This window comes from Streptomyces sp. NBC_01460 (genome assembly GCF_036227405.1).
In the GTDB taxonomy this organism is placed as follows: domain Bacteria; phylum Actinomycetota; class Actinomycetes; order Streptomycetales; family Streptomycetaceae; genus Streptomyces.
In genome coordinates this window covers 6,565,159-6,582,340 of sequence record NZ_CP109473.1, presented here as the reverse complement: position 1 = coordinate 6,582,340, position 17,182 = coordinate 6,565,159, and the positions used below count along the sequence as shown (strand labels likewise).

Genomic DNA, 17,182 nt, shown 5'->3' with positions numbered 1-17,182 from the left:
GAGCCGGCCGGCGAGGGCACGGAAGGGGGTGTGCGCTCCCACCCGACCGGCCCCAACGAGGCTGCCCGGTTGTGGGCGCTGTCGGCCGGCGGTCACAGCTGTCGACGCCTTCGCCGCGCCATGGCGGCCTTCGCCGCGCCCCGGCGGCGGGCTCCGTGGAGCGGCCCCCCTCGCACACCCCGCCGCTCGGCCCCTTCACCCCCGGGTCCGGCCGGCGGGCCCGGGGGGGAAGGGGCCGGTGTCTCCTGTCAGCCCACGATCGTGACCGTGTACGGCCGGTCCGTGTCCGTCGTGACGCGGACCTCGCCGCCCTCGCGGACCACCTCGTACGTCGCCGCCACCGCGCCCGTGCGGTCGGGGACGGTCACCGTGCGGGTGAAGTCGCCCGTGCCGGCGGGGGCGAACACGCGGAGTTCGAGGTCGTCGAGCCACTCGCCGTCCGGACGGGACTCGTCGGCGCCGAGCGCCAGGACCGCGCCCTGACGGACCAGCAGCGGCAGGCTGTCGAAGCCGTGCGTCTCCTGGCGCCAGGCCGGGCCCGTGACCGTGTCACCCGTCAGCAGATGGGTCCAGGTGCCCTCGGGGACGTAGTACTCGACGGTGCCGTCCTCGGAGAAGACCGGCGCGACCAGGACGTCCGGACCCAGCAGGTACTGCCGGTCCGCCACCCGGGCCGTCGGGTCGTCCGGGAACTCCAGGAGCAGCGGGCGCATCGTCGGGACGCCCGTACGGTGCGTCTCGACGGCGGTGCCGTACAGGTACGGCATGAGGCGGTGCTTGAGCCGGGTGAACTGCCGGGCCACGTCCACCGCTTCGTCACCGAACTCCCACGGCACGCGGTACGACGACGAGCCGTGCAGGCGGCTGTGCGAGGAGAGCAGCCCGAAGGCGAGCCAGCGCTTGAAGACCGCCGGGTCGGGGGTGCCCTCGAAGCCGCCGATGTCGTGGCTCCAGAAGCCGAAGCCGGACAGCGACAGGGAGAGGCCGCCGCGCAGGGACTCCGCCATGGCCTCGAAGGAGGACCAGCAGTCTCCGCCCCAGTGCACCGGGTACTGCTGGCCGCCGGCGGCGGCGGAACGGGCGAAGAGGACGGCCTCGCCCTGGCCGCGCTCCTCCTCCAGGAGCTCGAAGACGGCCTTGTTGTAGAGGTGCGTGTAGTAGTTGTGCATGCGCTCCTGGTCGGAGCCGTCGTGCCAGACGACGTCCGTGGGGATGCGCTCGCCGAAGTCGGTCTTGAAGCCGTCGACACCCTGGTCGAGGAGGACCTTCAGCTTGCCCTGGAACCAGGCGGTGGCCGCGGGGTTGGTGAAGTCGACCAGCGCCATGCCGGCCTGCCACTTGTCCCACTGCCAGATGTCGCCTTCGGGCGTCTGCACGAAGTAGCCCTCGCGGACGCCCTCTTCGTACAGGGCGCTCTTCTGCCCGATGTACGGGTTGATCCAGACGCAGATCTTGAGGCCCTTGTCCTTGAGCCGGGCGATCATGCCCTCCGGGTCGGGGAAGACCGCCGGGTCCCACTCGAAGTCGCACCACTGGTACTCGCGCATCCAGAAGCAGTCGAAGTGGAAGACGCTCAGCGGGATCCCGCGCTCGGCCATGCCGTCGACGAAGGAGGTGACGGTGGCCTCGTCGTACGAGGTGGTGAAGGACGTCGTCAGCCAGAGGCCGAACGACCAGGCCGGCGGGAGGGCCGGGCGGCCGGAGAGGGCGGTGTAGCGCGCGAGGACGTCCTTCGGTGTGGGGCCCGCGATGACGAAGTACTCCAGCGTCTGGTCCTCGACGCTGAACTGCACCTGGCCGACGGCCTCGGAGCCGACCTCGAAGGAGACCTTGCCGGGGTGGTTGACGAACACGCCGTAGCCGCGCGAGGAGAGGTAGAACGGGATGTTCTTGTACGCCTGCTCGCTGCTGGTGCCCCCGTCGGCCTGCCACATGTCGACGGTCTGGCCGTTCTTCACGTAGGGCGTGAAGCGCTCACCGAGGCCGTGGACGGTCTCGCCGACCCCCAGGGCGAGTTGGGCGAGCATGTGGTGGCTGCCGTCGTCGAGGGTGGCGAAGGCGCTGCCCTTGCGGCCGGCGGAGGTGAGGACCCGGCCGTCGCCGTCGAGGAACTCCAGGCCGAAGGTGCCTTCGGTGGGCAGCCGGAGGGTGAGCGGCCCGCTGGTCAGCTCGGCGGTGGCGCCCTGCGTCCGGGTGACGGCCGCGGACTGCGCCGCGGCGCCCGGCATCTCGAAGTCGGGGCCCTTGCGGCGCTTGCCGGCGTGGTGGGTGAGGCGCACCGCGATGACGCCTTCGGCCGGGGCGTGCGCCTCCACGGTGATCAGCGGGGCGTTCAGGGTGTCGCCTCGGCGCTCGACGCGCTTGACGGCGGCGTAGGCGGCGAGACGGTCGTCGTCGAGGCGGACATCGCGGACTTCCGTGGCGTACGAGGCGTGCACACCGCTGCGCAACTGCCAGAAGCCGTCGGTGAACTTCATGGGGGTGGTCCTTAACCGATCAGGTGGTGCTGGACTGCGGGACGTCCGGACGCCTGCGGCGAGCGCGGCTGCGGGTCCTCTCACTTTTGATCGTACACAAAACAAATATGACCGACAGGGGCGTCGAGCTTCGAGAATTTCCGGTTTGCCCGAGTAACTGGAGCGCGGAGAGTCACCCCGGAACAGCCATTCTGACGCCACGTGACGGCAATGTCACGGAAATGCTCTAGAAACCATCGCCGGGATGGCGTATTAGTACTGCAAGCAAACAAATTGGCCGGTCCGGCGGAGCTGTCGTCCGGGCCCCACGTCGACGAAGAGGCTGTGCAATGTCGGACCGCTTCACTCCCACCCCTGCGGACAGGTTCACCTTCGGTCTGTGGACCGTGGGCTGGCGTGGCAACGACCCGTTCGGTGAGCCGACGCGTCCCGCGCTGGACCCGGTCGAGTCCGTGGAGCGGCTCGCGGAACTCGGCGCGCACGGGGTGACGTTCCACGACGACGACCTGATCCCGTTCGGGTCCGACGAGGCGGAGCGGGCCCGGCTGATCGGCCGGTTCAAGGACGCACTGGACCGCACCGGGATGAAGGTCCCGATGGCCACGACCAACCTCTTCACGCACCCGGTGTTCAAGGACGGCGGGTTCACCGCGAACGACCGCGACGTACGCCGCTTCGCCCTGCGCAAGGTCATGCGCAACATCGACCTGGCCGCCGAGCTCGGCGCCACCACCTACGTCGCCTGGGGCGGACGCGAGGGAGCGGAGTCCGGCGGCGCGAAGGACGTCCGTATCGCCCTGGACCGCATGAAGGAAGCCTTCGACCTGCTGGGCGACTACGTCACAGAGCAGGGCTACGACCTGCGCTTCGCGATCGAGCCCAAGCCCAACGAGCCCCGCGGCGACATCCTCCTGCCCACCATCGGCCACGCCCTGGCCTTCATCGAGCGCCTCGAGCGCCCCGAGATGGTCGGCGTGAACCCGGAGACCGGCCACGAGCAGATGGCCGGACTCAACTTCCCCCACGGCATCGCCCAGGCCCTGTGGGCCGGCAAGCTCTTCCACATCGACCTCAACGGCCAGTCCGGCATCAAGTACGACCAGGACTTCCGCTTCGGCGCCGGCGACCTGCGCCAGGCCTTCTGGCTCGTCGACCTCCTGGAGACCTCCGACTACACCGGATCCCTCCACTTCGACTTCAAGCCCGTACGCACCGACGGCATCGACGGCGTGTGGGAGTCCGCGAAGAACTGCATGCGCAACTACCTCATCCTCAAGGAACGCGCCCTCGCCTTCCGCGCCGACCCCGCCGTCCAGGAAGCCCTCACCGCCTCCCGCCTGCACGAACTCGCCCAGCCCACCGCCGCCGACGGCCTCAAGGCACTCCTCGCCGACACCACCGCCTACGAGACCTTCGACGCCACCGCCGCAGCCGAACGCTCCATGGCCTTCGAAGCCCTCGACCAGCTCGCCATGGAACACCTCCTCAGCGTCCGCTGACCCACCCCCCCGGGGCACCCGGCACACCACCACCGGGCGCCCCGGACCTCCCTGCCGTGACCACGCCGAATCCGCGCAGGGTCTTGACCACCAGCCCGTGGGAGCGTTCCCATGGACCCCGGCCCCCCTCTCACCGCAAGGGCACCACCGTGACAGAACCCTCCCCGGACGGACGGATCCGACGCCCCGGCCGCCGCACCAGGCGGATCGTCGTCCCCTTCACCGTCGTCTCCGCGATCGTCGCCGGCACCGTTCTGTCGGGCTGCGGGCAGCAGCGGGACGAGGACGTCTACACCGTCATGAACTCCTCGACCGACGAGTCGTACCACCGCTGGGACGGTGACACCCTCAAGCGCTGCAGCAAGGAGCTCGGCGTCACCATCGAGCAGCAGAGCGTGCCGGCCGCGCAGCTGATGACGAAGGCGCTGCGCATGGCGTCCTCGAAGTCCCTGCCGGACGTCCTCCAGCTGGACGCCTCCGAGATGCCGACGTTCGCCGAGGCGGGCGGGCTGATACCGCTCAAGGACCTCGGGCTCACCACGACGGACATCCCCGAGGGGATCGTCGACTTCGGTTCGTTCGACGGGACGTACTACGGGGCCGCGCGCACGGTGAACACCCTGGCGCTGTTCTACAACAAGGACACCCTCGCCAAGGCGGGGCTGGAGGTGCCCACCACCTGGGCCGAGATGCAGTCGACCGCCAAGAAGCTGACCCAGGGCAAGCGGTACGGCCTGGCGCTCAGCGCGGGCGGCGCGGAGGACGGCGTCTTCCAGTTCACCCCGTTCATGTGGTCCAACGGCGGTGACGAGTCGAAGCTCGACACCCCCGAGGTCGCCGGAGCCCTGGACTACTGGAAGGCGCTCCTGAAGGACGGCTCGCTCTCCAAGTCCACGGTCAACTGGACGCAGGCCGACGTGAACGACCAGTTCATGGCCGGCAACGCGGCCATGATGATCAACGGCCCGTGGCAGGTCGAGACCCTGAACTCCAAGAAGGGCCTCGACTGGGGCATCGCCGAGATCCCCGTCCCCGAGGCCGGCGACGACTCGGTCGGCCCGCTGGGCGGCGGCGTGCTCACCGTGCCCAACACCGGTGACACCGAGCGCGAGAAGGTGTCCGCCAAGATCATCGGCTGTATGTCGGGCGAGCAGGAGGAGATCTCCTACGCCATCAACAGCTGGATGGTCCCGGCCAACACCAAGGCGGCCGACATCTGGCGGAAGAAGACCCCCGAGCTGGCGGCGCTGGCCGACCAGGTCGCCACGGCCCGTTCCCGTACCGCGAAGGTCGGCGCTCAGTGGTCGTCGGTGTCGCTCGCCCTGCAGAGCGCCTTCCAGTCCGCGCTCACCGGCGAGTCCAGCGAGGCCGCTCTGAAGCGTGCCCAGCAGCAGGTCACGAGCGGGAACTGAGGTAACGAACCATGTCATCCACCACTGCCTCGGCCGCCGCGCCGCCCGCCGGCCCGAAGGCCCCCGCGGCCGGGAAGCCCGTGAACCCGCGCAGCGCCCAGCGGCGCAGGACGCTCGCCCAGTGGGGGTTCATCGCCCCCGCCGTGATCTTCATGGCGCTGTTCTTCGGCTACCCGCTCGTCCGCAACATCGTGATGAGCTTCCAGGACTACTCGCCGTCCACCTTCTTCACCGGCGAGGCGCCGTTCAACGGCCTCGACAACTGGAACAACGTCTTCAGCGACGGGCTGTTCGGCAAGGCCCTCTGGCAGACGATCCTCTTCACCGTCGGATCGCTCGTCGGCCAGTTCTGCATCGGTCTCGCGCTCGCCGTCTTCTTCACCCGCCGCTTCCCGCTGAACGGCATCCTGCGCTCGCTGATCCTGCTGCCGTGGCTGGTCCCGATGGTGGTCTCCGGCATCGTCTGGCGCCGCATCTTCGACCAGGACACCGGCGTCCTCAACTCCTTCCTGGGCACCGTCGGCCTCCCCGGTGACACACCGTGGCTGACGAGCACGAGCATGGCGCTGATCTCGGTGATCCTGGTGAACATCTGGATCGGCATCCCGTTCAACATGGTGATCCTCTACGGCGGCCTCCAGGAGGTCCCCAAGGAGCTGAACGAGGCCGCCGCGCTCGACGGCGCCTCCGCCTGGCGCACGTTCCGCTCGGTCACCCTGCCCATGCTCAAGCCCGTCATCACCGTGGTGCTGGTGCTCGGCTTCATGTCGACGGTCAAGATCCTCGACCTGGTCCTCGCCCTCACCGACGGCGGCCCCGCCGACTCCACCCAGACGCTGGGCACGCTCACGTACCAGAACTCCTTCGTCCAGATGGACTTCGGAGCCGGTGCCGTGGTCGGCAACATCCTGATCCTGATCTCCGCCGTCTTCGCGGTGTTCTACCTGCGGGTCAACCGCAACGAGGGGAAGTGACCGGCATGGCGACCACCACCCAGATCCCCGCCGCCCCGGCTCCCGCGGTCCACCGGCCCAAGCGCCGCTGGGGTGCGACCGTCTTCGGCGTCGTCGTGCTCGCGGTCATGCTGTTCCCGCTGTACTGGATGATCAACACCGCGCTGCAGCCGGACGCGAGTCTCGTCGACGTGGGCCCGGTCCCCACGGGCATCGACTTCTCCGGCTTCACATCCGCCCTCACCGCGCAGGGCGGCAACCTGCTGACCTCGCTGGCCGTGGCGCTCGGCGCCGTGGCCATCTGCCTGGCGATCTCCGCGCCGGCGGCGTACGGACTGGCGCAGTTCAAGCTGCGGGGCAGCAAGACGATCGTCTTCGGCACGCTCATCACCCAGATGGTGCCGGGCATCGTCATCGCGAACGCGCTGTACAGCGCCTACGTGGACCTCGGCCTCGTCAACTCCTACTTCGGCCTCATGCTGGCGGACGCCTCGCTGGGCATCCCCTTCGCGATCGTGCTGATGCGGTCGTTCATGGTGTCGATCCCCCGCGAGGTCATCGAGGCGGCCGAGGTCGACGGCGCGGGCCGGATCCGTACGTTCGTCCAGGTCGTCCTGCCGATGAGCCGGAACTCGCTGATCACCGCCGGGCTGTTCTCGTTCCTCTACGCGTGGAGCGACTTCATGTTCGCGCTCACGCTGAACACGACGGACGACGTCAAGCCGATCACGCTCGGCATCTACCAGTACATCGGCGCGCACGTCGGCGACTGGGGCTCCGTGATGGCCGCCTCCGTGCTCTCCGCGGTGCCCGCCGCGGTCCTCCTCGTCCTGTCCCAGAAGTACATCGCCGCCGGGATCACCGGCGGCTCGGTCAAGTAAGGGTTCCCATGAGTGACTTCCCGGTCTTCCCGCCCGGATTCGTCTTCGGCGCGGCCACGGCCTCGTACCAGATCGAGGGCGCCGTGGAGGAAGACGGCCGCGGCCCGTCCATCTGGGACACCTACAGCCACACGCCCGGCAGGACCGACGGCGGCGACACGGGTGACGTCGCCTGCGACCACTACCACCGCTACCCGGAGGACGTGGCCCTGCTGCGCGACCTGGGTGTCGAGTCGTACCGCTTCTCGATCGCCTGGTCCCGTATCCAGGCGACGGGCAGCGGGGCGGTCAACCCCAAGGGGCTCGACTTCTACTCCCGGCTCGTGGACTCGCTCCTGGAGGCGGGCATCGAGCCGGCCGCCACGCTCTACCACTGGGACCTGCCGCAGGCCCTGGAGGACAAGGGCGGCTGGCGCGTGCGGGAGACGGCGGAGCGCTTCGGCGAGTACACGGCGGTCGTCGCCGAGCACCTGGGCGACCGCGTGCCGCGCTGGATCACCCTGAACGAGCCCTGGTGCAGCGCCTTCCTCGGCTACTCGGTGGGCCGGCACGCGCCGGGCGCCAAGGAGGGCCGCGGGGCCCTGGCCGCCGCGCACCACCTGCTGGTCGGCCATGGGCACGCCATGAACGCGCTGCGCGCGGCGGGCGTCCGGGAGGCGGGCATCACGCTCAACCTGGACCGCAACGTCCCGGCCACCGAGTCGGACGCCGACCTCGCGGCCGTCGTCCGTGCGGACACCCAGCACAACCTCGTGTGGACGGAGCCGCTCCTCGCGGGCCGCTACCCGGCCACCGAGGAGGAGACCTGGGGCGAGCTCATCACCGGCCAGGACTTCCGCCGCGAGGGCGACCTGGAGCTGATCTCCCAGCCGATGGACTTCCTGGGCATCAACTACTACCGCCCGATCGTCGTCGCCGCCGCACCGCACCGCGAGGCGGACCCGGCGCTGCGCGTGGCCACGGACAACCGGTACGCGGAGGGGACGTATCCGGACGTCCGCAGGACCGCCATGGGCTGGCCGGTCGTCCCGGAGTCGTTCACCGATCTGCTGACCGTGCTGAAGCAGACGTACGGCGACGCCCTGCCTCCGGTGCACATCACGGAGAACGGCTCGGCGGAGTTCGACAGCGTCGAGGCGGACGGCACCATCCACGACGCGGACCGGGTGGAGTACCTGCGCACCCACCTGACGGCGCTGCGCGCGGCCATGGACGCCGGTGTCGACGTGCGCGGCTACTACGTCTGGTCGCTGCTGGACAACTTCGAGTGGGCCCTGGGCTATGCGAAGCGGTTCGGCATCATCCGCGTCGACTACGACACCCTGGAGCGCACCCCGAAGGACAGCTACCGCTGGTATCAGCAGCTGATCGCCGCCCACCGGGCCTGATCCACCCGATTCCCCCGGCCCGGGGGCGTACGCGTTCCGTCCCGCGCGCGTACGCCCCCGGGCCGCACGCGTTCCGTCCGCCCCGGAGCGGTCTCCGGTTTTAGTAGCCATGGACACAGTATCCATGTACATTATTTTTCATGAGTGACGTTCCGCAGTGGGTGACGCCCGGCTATCTGGTCTGGCGTCTGTCGAACAAGTGGCGTGTCGCCGTGGACCAGGCCCTGGCGCCGCTGCACCTGACGCACGCGCAGTACGTCGCCCTCTCCTCCCTCTTCGGCATGGAGCGCTCCGGCCTGCGGCCGAGCCAGCGCGAACTCGCCGACCACACGGGCCTGGAGGCGCTGTACGTCTCCAAGCTGGCCCGCTCGCTGGAGGCGGCCGGGTTCCTCCGGCGGACGCGCGACGCCGAGGACACCCGCGTCGTGCGGCTGGAGCTCACCGGCGACGGACGCGAGGCGGTCCGTCCGGCCATCCTCCGCGTCGAGGCGTTGCACGGCCGGCTCCTCGCCCCGCTGGGCGGCATGGACGATCAGCGCACCGCCGACCTGGTCCGCGACCTCACAGCCCTCCTGAACGCCCCCCTCGAACCCTCGCCCTGACGGAAGGACCGCCCGGCATGCCCGCATTACGCGTACTGGACTCGACCCTGCACCACGAGGAGACGGGGAGCGGGACGGCCTTCGTCCTCCTCCACGGGAACCCGGGCTCCTCCCACGTGTGGAGGAACGTGCTGCCCGGCATCGGCCCCGGCCGTCTCCTGACGCCGGACCTCATCGGGATGGGCCGCTCCGGCAAGCCGGACATCGCCTACCGCTTCGACGACCACGCCCGCTATCTCGACGCCTGGTTCGACGCCCTCCGGCTCGACCGGGTGGTGCTGGTCGGGCACGACTGGGGCGGCGCCCTCGCCTTCGACTGGGCGGCCCGGCACCCGGACAGGGTGCTCGGCGTCGCCTTCCTGGAGAGCATCGTCAAGCCCATGGCCTGGGAGGAGCTCTCCCCGCAGGCGCGCAAGCGCTCCGAGACCCTCCGCACACCGGGCAGGGGCGAGGAACTGGTCCTGGACCAGGACCTGCTCGTCCGCCAGGCCTTCACCGGCGGGGTCCTCACACCGGTGGGCGAGGCCGACCTGGCCGCCTACCTGGCCCCGTACCCGACCCGCGAGAGCCGCCGGCCCCTGCTCGCGTGGGCCCGCCAGATGCCGCTCGGCGGCGACCCCGCGGAACTGGTCGCCCGTATCGACGCGTACGACGCCTGGCTCGCGAAGAGCGAGGACGTCCCCAAGCTGCTCATGACGTTCGACGGGTCAGCGACCCTCCTGATCGGCCCGGAGACGGCACAGTGGTGCGCCTCTCACATGGCCTCGCTCGAAACGGTCCACTGCGGGCCCGCCGGCCATCACGCGCCGGAGGACCGCCCCGCCGAGATCGCGGCGGCCATCTCCGCCTGGGCGGACCGGCAGGGGCTGCGGTAGAACACCGGGCGGGCCTCACGACGGGCGGGCCTCACGACGGCGTCCACCGTCACCGCACCGCGTACGCCGCCGGGTTCTCCAGCACCTCGTGCACCACCCGGGCCGCCGCGCCCCGCGCCGCGTCGCCGGAGACGGAGGACGCCCGCAGCCGGCTCCCGTTCTCGTGCCAGCGGCCGGAGACCACCCGGGCGGTGAGCTGGGCGTCCGCGGACTGTTCCAGCCAGGGCATCAGGTTGCGGTAGATCCCGCCGAGGACGACCGCCTCCGGGTCGAAGAGGTTCACCGCGCCGGCCAGCACCACACCCATTCGGTCCCCCGCCTCGCGCAGCGCCGACACGGCCCGCTCCTGGCCGGCCGCGGCCCGCTGTTCCAGCTCGGCGATCCCCCGCACGCCCGTCTCGGGGTCGATCCCGGCGGCCCGCAGCAGGGCCGCCCGCCCCGCGTACTGCTCCAGGCAGCCGTGCGCGCCGCACCGGCAGAGCGGGCCCTGCGGATCGACGACGACGTGGCCGATCTCGCCGGCGAACCCGTGGGCGCCGCGCAGCATCTCACCGTTCACCACGAGGGCGCCGCCGACGCCGATCTCACCCGTGAGATAGAGGAAGGTGCGCACCCCGCCGAGTCCGCCGAACCACAGCTCGGCCAGGGCCGCCAGGTTGGCCTCGTTGTCGGAGCCGACGGCCAGGGCCCGGCCGGCCGGGCGCAGCGTGCTGAGCGCCTGCCCGAAGATGCCCTCGGCCGCGACCCTGCTCCAGCCGAGGTTGGGGGCCTGCCGGACGACGCCGCCCGAGACGAGGCCGGGCAGCGCCAGCTCGACGCCGACCACGCGCAGTTCCTGTTCCCGGGTGGAGGAGATCACGCGGTTGGTGAGGCGTGCCGCGTGGGCCAGCACCTCGGCGGGCGGGACGTTCCGGTGGTCGGTGTGCTCGGTGACCCGGACCCGGTCGGTGCCGGTGAGGTCGACGGCGCACACCGACACGTAATCGATGTTGATCTCCACCCCGAGCCCGGCCGGGCCCGTCCGGGACAGCTTCAGCACGGTGCCGGGGCGCCCGGCCGATCCACTGGAGGTCTTGCCCGACTCGCTGAGGCAGTCCAGCGCGAGCAGCTCCTCGACGAGGGAGGAGACGGCGGCCCTGGTGAGCCCCACGAGGCTCGCGACCCGGGCCCGGGTGACCTCTCCCTCGTCACGGACGGTCCGCAGGACCAGGCTGAGGTTGTGACGCCGCACGGACTCGTGTCCGGCCTTGGCCGCCGGCGAGGCGAGGTTGTTCTTCATCAGACCGTCGAGCCTAACGGCGAAGGGCCGCACCCCAGGGGTGCGGCCCTCGCTCACTTCGCGGTGCCCTTACTTGCGGATCAGGCTGCGGAGCACGTACTGCAGGATGCCGCCGTTGCGGTAGTAGTCCGCCTCGCCGGGGGTGTCGATGCGGACGACGCCGTCGAACTCCACCCCGGTGTCGGTGGTGACCTTGACGGTGCGCGGCGTGGTGCCGTCGTTCAGCTCGGTCACGCCGGTGAAGGAGAAGGTCTCCTCGCCGGTCAGACCGAGGGACTCGGCGGTGTGGCCCTCCGGGAACTGGAGCGGGAGGACGCCCATGCCGATGAGGTTCGAGCGGTGGATGCGCTCGTAGGACTCGGCGATGACGGCCTTGACGCCCAGGAGCGCGGTGCCCTTGGCGGCCCAGTCGCGGGACGAGCCGGAGCCGTACTCCTTGCCCGCCAGGATCACGAGCGGGGTGCCCGCGGCCTGGTAGTTCTGGGAGGCGTCGTAGATGAAGGACACCGGACCGTCGGCCTGGGTGAAGTCGCGGGTGAAGCCGCCCTCGGTGCCCGGCGCGATCTGGTTGCGCAGGCGGATGTTGGCGAACGTGCCGCGGATCATGACCTCGTGGTTACCACGGCGCGAGCCGTAGGAGTTGAAGTCACGGCGCTCGATGCCGTGCTCCGTGAGGTACTTGCCGGCCGGGGTGTCGGCCTTGATGGCACCGGCCGGGGAGATGTGGTCGGTGGTGACCGAGTCGCCGAGCTTGGCGAGCACCCGGGCGCCGGTGATGTCCTCGACCGGGGTCGTCTCCATCGTCATGCCCTCGAAGTACGGGGGCTTGCGCACGTAGGTGGACTCGGAGTCCCACTCGAAGGTGTTGCCGGTGGGGATCGACAGCGCCTGCCACTGGGCGTCACCCGCGAAGACGTCCTGGTAGGACTTGTTGAACATGTCCTCGCCGATGGAGTTGGCGACGACGTCGTTGACCTCGGCCTCGGTCGGCCAGATGTCCTCGAGGAAGACGGGCTTGCCGTCCTGGTCGACGCCGAGGGCGTCCTTGGTGATGTCGACCTTCATCGAGCCGGCGAGGGCGTACGCGACGACCAGCGGCGGGGACGCCAGGTAGTTCATCTTGACGTCGGGGTTGATCCGGCCCTCGAAGTTGCGGTTGCCGGAGAGCACCGAGGTCACGGCCAGGTCGTGGTCGTTGACCGCCTTGGAGACCTCTTCGGGCAGCGGGCCGGAGTTGCCGATGCAGGTGGTGCAGCCGTAGCCGACGAGGTTGAAGCCGACCTTGTCGAGGTAGGGGGTCAGGCCCGCCTTGTCGAAGTAGTCGGTGACGACCTTCGAGCCCGGGGCGAGGGTGGTCTTGACCCACGGCTTGCGGGTCAGGCCCTTCTCCACGGCCTTCTTCGCCACGAGCGCCGCGGCGACCATGACGTACGGGTTCGAGGTGTTGGTGCAGGAGGTGATCGCGGCGACGGTCACGGCGCCGTGGTCCAGCTCGTACGTCGTGCCGTCGGGGGCCGTGACGGTGACCGGGTTCGACGGGACGCCGTTGGCGGCGGCCGGGGAGTCGGAGGCCGGGAAGGACTCCTTGCCCGCCTCCTCGTCGTCCGCGACGTAGTTGCGTACGTCCTGGGCGAACTGCGCCTTGGCGTTCGCGAGGACGATGCGGTCCTGCGGGCGCTTCGGGCCGGCGATGGAGGGGACGACCGTGGAGAGGTCGAGCTCCAGCTTCTCGGAGAAGTCGGGCTCGGCGGCCGGGTCGAGCCAGAGGCCCTGCTCCTTGGCGTACGCCTCGACGAGCGCGACCTGCTGCGCGTCGCGGCCGGTCAGGCGCAGGTACTTCAGCGTCTCGTCGTCGATCGGGAAGATCGCGGCGGTGGAGCCGAACTCGGGCGACATGTTGCCGATGGTGGCGCGGTTCGCGAGGGAGGTGGCGGCGACGCCCTCACCGTAGAACTCGACGAACTTGCCGACGACGCCGTGCTTGCGGAGCATCTCGGTGATGGTCAGCACGAGGTCGGTGGCGGTCGTGCCGGCCGGGAGCTCGCCGGTCAGCTTGAAGCCGACGACGCGCGGGATGAGCATGGAGACCGGCTGGCCGAGCATCGCGGCCTCGGCCTCGATGCCGCCGACGCCCCAGCCCAGCACACCGAGGCCGTTGACCATGGTGGTGTGCGAGTCGGTGCCGACGAGGGTGTCGGGGTACGCCTGGCCGTTGCGGACCATGACGGTGCGGGCCAGGTGCTCGATGTTGACCTGGTGGACGATGCCGGTGCCCGGGGGGACGACCTTGAACTCGTCGAAGGCGGTCTGGCCCCAGCGCAGGAACTGGTAGCGCTCCTTGTTGCGGCCGTACTCCAGCTCGACGTTCTGGCCGAAGGCGTCCTTCGTGCCGAACTTGTCGGCGATGACGGAGTGGTCGATGACCAGCTCGGCCGGGGCCAGCGGGTTGATCTTCGCCGGGTCGCCGCCGAGCTCCTTCACGGCCTCACGCATGGTGGCGAGGTCCACGACACAGGGGACGCCCGTGAAGTCCTGCATGATCACGCGAGCCGGCGTGAACTGGATCTCCTGGCTGGGCTGGGCCTGGGAGTCCCATCCGCCCAGCGCCCGGATGTGGTCGGCGGTGATGTTCGCGCCGTCCTCGGTGCGGAGCAGGTTCTCCAGCAGCACCTTCAGGCTGTAAGGGAGGCGCGCGGAGCCCTCGACCTTGTCCAGCTTGAAGATCTCGTACGACTCGTCGCCCACCTGCAGCGTGCTGCGGGCGTCGAAGCTGTTCGCCGACACGACAGTCTCCTTCTTCAATGTGCGCGTTCAACCGCGCCGCGCCTCATGTGCGGCCGGCGCCGCCTGCGGCCCCCACGATCCGCTAAGGTAAGGGTTAGTTAGGTAACCCTTACTGAGCGGCGGCTGCGGTGCGCCTCGGCAGATATCTCGATGTCGAGATAACTCTAGTACATCGCCGCCGCGCGGTCATGCCCGGGAGCCCGTGTCCGGCGCCACTCCGCGATGACGCGCGGCCACGACCAGGGGCCGGACGGGTTCCGTCCGAATCCGACGGGCCGCGTCCTCGGCGGTGCGGGCTGACCGGTCACACCCGAGCGTGACGAGCGATCACCGTGCGCAGCACCCCCGGGCGCCCGGCGAGGCAGCCGCACACCGACGACCACCCCCGCCCAGAGAAGGCGCGCATGTTATTCACCACCACCTCCGAGGCCGTACGGGCGTGGGTCCACGGCTGGGCCCTCTCGCGCGGCGCCGGCGAACCGAGCCCGGAGCCCTGGGGCTTCACGGTGACGATCGGGCTCCCCGGCCACCCCGTGAGCCACGTCCTGCCCTCCGCCGACGAGGCGACCGTACGGGAGCTCACCGGGAGCACCACCGGCCCCGGCGTCTGGCTGAAGGCGTTCGTCCCGGCGGAGTCGCTCGCCTCGTGGATCGCGCCGGGCTGGTACCTCCCCGGCGCACCCGGCTTCCTCATGTCCATCGCGCTGCACCGCGATTCCGCACGCACCCCACCCCCGCTGCCCGGCGGCTACCGGCTCCGCACCTGGACACGCGCCGGCGTGGTCCACGCCCGGGTCCACACCCCCGACGGCACCACAGCCGCGCGGGGCCAGATCTCGGTCGACGGCAGCACCGCCGTCGTCGACAAGGTGGAGACCCACCCCGCCCACCGGCGCCGCGGGCTCGGCCGGGTGATCATGGGCGCCCTCACGGTCACGGCCGCCGACCGGGGCGCCACGGCGGGCCTGCTGGCCTCGACGGCGGCGGGCCGCGCCCTGTACGAGGCGACGGGGTGGCGCGTGGCAGCTCCGCTGGCCAACGCCCTGCGGGGGCCGGACCTGGACCGGGAAGTCCGGGCCGGGCACAACGTCTCGGCCTGACCGGAGCCCCGGCCCATGGGCCGGGCCGTCACCGCGGGAGGGCGGCCCTCCTGCGGAAGAGGTCCTCCGCAGCACCCTGGGCCCGCTCGCGGACCGTCCCGAGGTCGACGCTGCGGACCTGGCCGCCCTCCACCAGCCGGTGGCCGTCCACCCAGACGTCGGAGACGTCGGCGGCCCCGGCCGAGAAGACCAGATGGGCGACGGCGTTGAAATCGGCTCCGTGCAGCAGGGGGGTGGTGTGCAGACCGCGCAGGTCGACGGTGACGACGTCGGCCTTCTTCCCCGGTTCCAGCGAACCGGTCTCCCCGTCCAGGCCGAGGGCGCGGGCTCCGTCCAGGGTGGCCATGGCAAGGATGTCCCACGGGTCGCCGGTCGTCGGGTCCAGCGTCGTCAACTTCTGCAGGAGGGATGCGAACTTCATCTCCTCCAGCAGGTCCAGGTTGTTGTTCTCCTTCTCGCCGTCGCTGCCGAGGCCGACCGTGATGCCTCTGTTCCGCATGTCGACGATGCGCGCCGGCCCGGAGGAGAGCTTCATGTTGGAGCAGGGGCAGTGTGCGACGGCCGTGCCGGTGCCGGCCAGGAGGTCGAGTTCGTGGTCGTCGAGCCAGACGCAGTGCGCCACGACCGTGCGGGGGCCGAGGATGCCCCGGTGGTGGAACTCCTCGATGGGCCGACGGCCGGTCAGGCGCAGCGACTCCTCCACCTCCCAGGTCGTCTCCGACGAGTGGGTGTGCAGGCCGGTGTCGAATTCGTCCGCCAGTGCCGCCGCCGCCTTGAATGCCTCCTCGGAGCAGTAGAAGAGGTGCTCCAGCCCCACCCAGGACCGGACCCGGCCCGCCGCGTGGGTGCGGTACTCCTCCAGGAGCCGCCGGTTGGTGTCGAGGGTCTCGAAGTAGTCGTAACCGGGCAGGTCGGCCACGTACGGGACGAGGGTGGCGCGGATGCCGACCTGTTCGGCGGCGTGCGCCGAGCCCTCCATGTGGCGCCACATGTCCATGACCGAGATCGTCCCCGCGCGCAGCGACTCGGTGTAGCAGAGCAGGGACGCGGCCTCGGCGATCTCCGGGGTGAGCGCCTTGTGAGCGGGGTCGACGTAGTCGCGCAGCCAGTCCCACAGCGACTTGGACTCGGCGGTGCCCCGCAGCAGCCCGGAGTGCAGGTGGGTGTTGTGCAGCCCTGGTATGACCGCGTGGCCGGTGGCGTCCACGACGACGGAGTGGGCGGCAGCCGCGTCAAGTTCCGCAACCGTACCGACGGCGGTGATCCTGCCGTTCTCGATCAGGACGGAGCCGGGGTCGTGGACCGCTTTCCCGCCCTCGCAGGGCAGGACGATGCCGTTGCGGATCAGGGTACGAGGGTGACGGGCGGTCATGCGCCGGCCCCCGTCCAGAAACCGGCGTGGACGGCCGCGGCCCGGTCGTGGAGGTGCGGGCCCGAGACCTGCACGACCCGCTGGCCCGCCGCGAAGACGGTGCGGCAGGGCAGGGCCATGGTCGGGTTCTCGACGTCGGCGCCGGTCAGGGCGAGGAGCTCGTCCTCGCCGAGGGCGTAGACGACCCGTCCGATACCGCTCCAGTAGACGGCCCCCGAGCACATCGCGCAGGGCTCGGTGCTGGTGTACAGCGTGGCGCGGGCCAGTTCGGCACGGTCGTAGGCGGCGGTGGCCAGCCGGACCAGGTTGGTCTCCGCGTGACCGGTGGCGTCCCGCCCGGTGGTCACGGTGTTGCCGGCTTCCAGGACGACGGCCCCGTCCAGGACCAGCAGCGAGCCGAAGGGGTGGTTGCCGTCCTTCCGGGACCGGGCGGCCAGGTCGATGGCGGCGGTCAGGAACGTCTCCTCGTCGGAGGTGAGGGGGGTGGGTGCTGCGGCGGTCACGGGATCTCCTTGATTCGTGCGGGTGCGGGAGTGAGCGGTACGGCAGTACGGCCCATG

13 protein-coding genes are annotated in these 17,182 nt (G+C 70.5%); 8 read left to right on the top strand and 5 right to left on the bottom strand.

Going from position 1 to position 17,182, the window contains the following annotated elements:
• Nucleotides 1-248: 248 nt before the first annotated feature.
• Nucleotides 249-2,477: an alpha-xylosidase gene (gene yicI, locus OG488_RS29690; RefSeq protein WP_329234158.1), complete on the bottom strand. Its 2,229-nt coding sequence runs from the start codon at nt 2,475-2,477 to the stop codon at nt 249-251.
• A gap of 329 nt (nt 2,478-2,806) precedes the next feature.
• Here yicI and xylA point away from each other — a divergent pair, with 329 nt between their 5' ends.
• The 7 genes from xylA to OG488_RS29655 all read left to right on the top strand — a co-directional run bounded on the left by xylA (nt 2,807) and on the right by OG488_RS29655 (nt 10,087).
• The gene (gene xylA, locus OG488_RS29685; protein WP_329234156.1) at nt 2,807-3,976 is read left to right on the top strand and encodes a xylose isomerase; all 1,170 of its coding nucleotides are present in this window, start codon (nt 2,807-2,809) and stop codon (nt 3,974-3,976) included.
• A 149-nt stretch (nt 3,977-4,125) separates the two neighbouring features.
• Nucleotides 4,126-5,388, top strand: coding sequence for an ABC transporter substrate-binding protein (locus tag OG488_RS29680; protein WP_329234153.1), 1,263 nt, complete (start codon nt 4,126-4,128; stop codon nt 5,386-5,388).
• Between the two features lie 11 nt (nt 5,389-5,399).
• Nucleotides 5,400-6,362: a carbohydrate ABC transporter permease gene (locus OG488_RS29675; protein WP_329234151.1), complete on the top strand. Its 963-nt coding sequence runs from the start codon at nt 5,400-5,402 to the stop codon at nt 6,360-6,362.
• A gap of 5 nt (nt 6,363-6,367) precedes the next feature.
• Nucleotides 6,368-7,222: a carbohydrate ABC transporter permease gene (locus OG488_RS29670; RefSeq protein WP_329234149.1), complete on the top strand. Its 855-nt coding sequence runs from the start codon at nt 6,368-6,370 to the stop codon at nt 7,220-7,222.
• Nucleotides 7,223-7,230: 8 nt separating this feature from the next.
• The gene (locus OG488_RS29665) at nt 7,231-8,610 is read left to right on the top strand and encodes a GH1 family beta-glucosidase (protein ID WP_329234146.1); all 1,380 of its coding nucleotides are present in this window, start codon (nt 7,231-7,233) and stop codon (nt 8,608-8,610) included.
• A gap of 140 nt (nt 8,611-8,750) precedes the next feature.
• Nucleotides 8,751-9,212: a MarR family winged helix-turn-helix transcriptional regulator gene (locus OG488_RS29660; protein ID WP_329234144.1), complete on the top strand. Its 462-nt coding sequence runs from the start codon at nt 8,751-8,753 to the stop codon at nt 9,210-9,212.
• A 17-nt stretch (nt 9,213-9,229) separates the two neighbouring features.
• Nucleotides 9,230-10,087 (top strand): haloalkane dehalogenase, encoded by an 858-nt coding sequence (locus tag OG488_RS29655; protein WP_329234142.1) that lies wholly within the window; start codon nt 9,230-9,232, stop codon nt 10,085-10,087.
• Between the two features lie 49 nt (nt 10,088-10,136).
• Here OG488_RS29655 and OG488_RS29650 read toward each other — a convergent pair whose 3' ends face one another.
• Together OG488_RS29650 and acnA are read right to left on the bottom strand one after the other, a co-directional pair.
• On the bottom strand, nt 10,137-11,366 hold the full coding sequence (locus tag OG488_RS29650) for an ROK family protein (RefSeq protein WP_329234140.1): 1,230 nt from the start codon (nt 11,364-11,366) through the stop codon (nt 10,137-10,139).
• Between the two features lie 69 nt (nt 11,367-11,435).
• Nucleotides 11,436-14,150, bottom strand: a complete 2,715-nt coding sequence (acnA, locus tag OG488_RS29645; protein WP_329234138.1) for an aconitate hydratase AcnA — start codon at nt 14,148-14,150, stop codon at nt 11,436-11,438.
• A 404-nt stretch (nt 14,151-14,554) separates the two neighbouring features.
• Between acnA and OG488_RS29640 the strand changes: the two genes are divergently transcribed.
• On the top strand, nt 14,555-15,250 hold the full coding sequence (locus OG488_RS29640; RefSeq protein ID WP_329234136.1) for a GNAT family N-acetyltransferase: 696 nt from the start codon (nt 14,555-14,557) through the stop codon (nt 15,248-15,250).
• Nucleotides 15,251-15,278: 28 nt separating this feature from the next.
• Here OG488_RS29640 and OG488_RS29635 read toward each other — a convergent pair whose 3' ends face one another.
• Nucleotides 15,279-16,622: an amidohydrolase family protein gene (locus OG488_RS29635; RefSeq protein ID WP_329234134.1), complete on the bottom strand. Its 1,344-nt coding sequence runs from the start codon at nt 16,620-16,622 to the stop codon at nt 15,279-15,281.
• On the bottom strand, nt 16,619-17,125 hold the full coding sequence (locus tag OG488_RS29630; protein WP_329234132.1) for a nucleoside deaminase: 507 nt from the start codon (nt 17,123-17,125) through the stop codon (nt 16,619-16,621). Before OG488_RS29630 ends, OG488_RS29635 begins: the two co-directional genes overlap by 4 nt.
• Nucleotides 17,126-17,182: the final 57 nt, after the last annotated feature.

What these genes read in the sequence shown, in the direction of transcription:
- yicI (WP_329234158.1), bottom strand. Translation starts at nt 2,477, where the DNA reads ATGAAGTTCACCGACGGCTTCTGGCAGTTGCGCAGCGGTGTGCACGCC.
- xylA (WP_329234156.1), top strand. Translation starts at nt 2,807, where the DNA reads ATGTCGGACCGCTTCACTCCCACCCCTGCGGACAGGTTCACCTTCGGT.
- OG488_RS29675 (WP_329234151.1), top strand. Translation starts at nt 5,400, where the DNA reads ATGTCATCCACCACTGCCTCGGCCGCCGCGCCGCCCGCCGGCCCGAAG.
- OG488_RS29670 (WP_329234149.1), top strand. Translation starts at nt 6,368, where the DNA reads ATGGCGACCACCACCCAGATCCCCGCCGCCCCGGCTCCCGCGGTCCAC.
- OG488_RS29665 (WP_329234146.1), top strand. Translation starts at nt 7,231, where the DNA reads ATGAGTGACTTCCCGGTCTTCCCGCCCGGATTCGTCTTCGGCGCGGCC.
- OG488_RS29660 (WP_329234144.1), top strand. Translation starts at nt 8,751, where the DNA reads ATGAGTGACGTTCCGCAGTGGGTGACGCCCGGCTATCTGGTCTGGCGT.
- OG488_RS29655 (WP_329234142.1), top strand. Translation starts at nt 9,230, where the DNA reads ATGCCCGCATTACGCGTACTGGACTCGACCCTGCACCACGAGGAGACG.
- OG488_RS29650 (WP_329234140.1), bottom strand. Translation starts at nt 11,366, where the DNA reads ATGAAGAACAACCTCGCCTCGCCGGCGGCCAAGGCCGGACACGAGTCC.
- OG488_RS29640 (WP_329234136.1), top strand. Translation starts at nt 14,555, where the DNA reads ATGTTATTCACCACCACCTCCGAGGCCGTACGGGCGTGGGTCCACGGC.
- OG488_RS29635 (WP_329234134.1), bottom strand. Translation starts at nt 16,622, where the DNA reads ATGACCGCCCGTCACCCTCGTACCCTGATCCGCAACGGCATCGTCCTG.